General features: G+C 70.3%; 2 protein-coding genes. Both read left to right on the forward strand.

From position 1 onward, the window contains the following. Positions 1-98 precede the first annotated feature (98 nt). Positions 99-998 carry a L,D-transpeptidase gene (locus tag ON45_RS21960; protein WP_051063501.1) on the forward strand — a complete coding sequence of 300 codons (900 nt, stop codon included), beginning with the start codon at positions 99-101 and terminating at the stop codon, positions 996-998. Positions 999-1017: 19 nt separating this feature from the next. Further along, positions 1018-2700 (forward strand): RNA polymerase sigma factor, encoded by a 1683-nt coding sequence (locus ON45_RS20475; RefSeq protein WP_040496621.1) that lies wholly within the window; start codon positions 1018-1020, stop codon positions 2698-2700. Positions 2701-2738: the final 38 nt, after the last annotated feature.

Raw genomic sequence — 2738 nt, forward strand, 5'->3', positions numbered from 1 at the left:
GACCCGGACCCGACGACCCGGAAACCAACCCCGAGCCCGAGCCGTGCCCACTCGACGAAGTGTGCACCCGGACTCCCACGTTCACGGGCTGAGCGACGATGCAGAACCGTCACGATTCCCGTCCATTCCGCTTCGTCGCCGGGCTCGCCCTCGTCACCGCCGTCCTCGCAGGCTGCGGTGTCGGGGGTGGGTCGAACGCAGCGGACACCGCTCCAGCCGTCATCGTTCCCGCGAACGCCACACCCACCGACGACACCCCGACGGCCGGTGCACAGACCACCTCGGTCAAGCCAGACACCTCGACCCCGGAAGCACCACCGACCTCGGAAGCAACGCTCACCGACACCTCGACCGTGGACGACACCACGTCGGAGAACACGACGTCCGGCGCACCAACCGCCGGTGCCGCCGGGTTCCGCGGTGTCTCGCTCGTCGAGGAACTCGTCGTCTTCGATGCACCCGACGGCGCCGAAGTCGCAACGCTCCCGGCTACGACCGCATTCGGTACGCCGACCGTGGTCCGAGTGCTCGACACCGAACCTGGCTGGGTCCAGGTCCTCGTCCCGATCCGCCCGAACGACCTCAGCGGTTGGATCCGCGAGGCCGACGTCGAGCTCGAAGCGGTCGACGCCGAGATCCACATCGACCTGACGAGCCGCACCCTCCGGCTGACCGAGAACGGCGAGACGACCGGCGAGTGGCCGGTTGCGATCGGTCGCAGCGACCGTCCCACACCGACGGGCAGCTTCTTCATCACGGACAAGCTGGCGACCGGTGACGCCGACAGCGTCTGGGGTGCCCATGCGTTCGGCGTGTCGGCCTACTCCGATGTGCTCGACGACTTCATCGGCGGCATCGGTCAGGTCGGGATCCACGGCACCAACGATCCGAGTTCGATCGGCAACGACGTCTCGAGCGGCTGCGTCCGGCTCCCGAACGAGGTGATCGACGACTTGATCAACCGGTTGCCGCTCGGAACCCCTGTCCACATCGTGTGATCCGTGGGATCCTGAAACGATGGACCCGGGCCATGACGCCCAACTCGTCGAGCGGGTGCGCAGCGGTGACCCCACCGCTTTCGCCCCGCTCTTCGAGCGGTGGTACGACCGTGCGTACAACGTTGCGCGCGGCGTGGTCCGCCGACCCGAGTTGGCCGCCGATGTCACCCAGGACGCGTTCGTCGCGGCGTGGCAACAACTCGATCGGTTGGACGACGTGAACGCGTTCGGAGGGTGGCTGCTGAGGATCACCCGCAACCGGGCGCTCGACGCCATCCGCAGGGAGGGCCGGTCGACCGCGACCGACGACACCACCGTGGTCGCCCTGCACGACCGCGGCCTCCCGAACCCGGTGGCGGCGACCTCGTCGCCCGGGCCGGCCGCGGCCGCAGAACTGCAGGAACAGGAACAGTTGCTGTGGGCGGCGGCAGCCGCGCTCGGCGAGCGCGACGCCTCGGTCCTCGACCTCCACCTCCGCCACGGACTCACACCCGCCGAGCTGGCCGAGGACCTGGGCGTCGCACCCAACCACGCGCACCAACTCGTCCACCGACTCCGCCAACGCCTCGGTGACGCGATCGGCGCGTTCCTGCTCTGGAACCGGGGAGCGCCGCGGTGCGCCGATCTCGCCGGAAGCCTCGGGTCGACCTTCGACGCCGACATTGCACGCATCGTGAAGCGCCATCTCCGCACCTGCTCGGCATGCAGCGAAGAACGAGAACGCCAGACCGATCCCACCAGGTTGTTCGCGACCGTTCCGTTCGCGCTCGCCCCGTTGGCGTTTCGTGCCCGAACGGCGTTCGCTCTGGAGCAGGCCGGCGCACCGATGCCCACCGGTCTCACCGCACCTCGCGCACACGCGGAGCCGACGCCGACCGACCCGGACGCGCAGACGATCCGGTTCGAACGGGAGGACACCGACACCGACGATCAGGCGCACGACCGCGACGTCGACACCGACGGCCTCGGTCCGGATTCCGTCGGCCATCCGGAACCCGGACTCCCGACCACCGCGCGGGCCGGTCGCGTGGGACGCCGTGTCGCACTCGCGGCCGCGGCTGTCGTCGTTCTGCTCGGGTGCGGCGCCCTCCTCGTCCTGAGCATGTCGTCGGCTCCGGAGGGTGCCACCTCGGCAATCGCCTCGCCCACATCGACCGACCTCGCGGCACCGGCGCCCTCCACCACCGTGCCGTCCACGACGACCATGCCACCGAGCACGACATCGACGACCACGAGTACCACCACGACGACCGTCCCCGCTCCGACCACGACGGCCCCTCCGCCGGTCGTGCTCCCACCGCCGCCGGTCCCGCCCTCCGACAACCCACCGGCGCCGCCACCACCCATCGTGCCGCCCGCGGCCGATCCACCACCGGCCGCACCGACCCCCGGTGGCACCGACACCCCACCACCACCACCGCCGGACACGACGCTTCCGCCGCCGCCTCCACCCCCACCGGCACCGCCGACGATCCAGCGACTGTCGATCGTGGCCGGCAGCAGCTTCTGTGTGACACCGACACAGCCGGCGACGGTGAGATGGATCACGGATCAGGCCGACTCCGCAGAACTCCAATGGAACGGACAGAGCGAGGCGGTGGCGGTCGACGGCGATCGCGCGCTGTGCCTCGAGCCCGGCGACACCGTCACGCTCATCGCCCGGAACGCCGGCGGCAACACCTCCCGGTCCACCGTCTTCTGACCCGCGTTCTCGTGATCTTCTCCGGCGCTCCGTGCGCG

Source organism: Ilumatobacter nonamiensis YM16-303, assembly GCF_000350145.1.
Lineage (GTDB): Bacteria > Actinomycetota > Acidimicrobiia > Acidimicrobiales > Ilumatobacteraceae > Ilumatobacter_A > Ilumatobacter_A nonamiensis.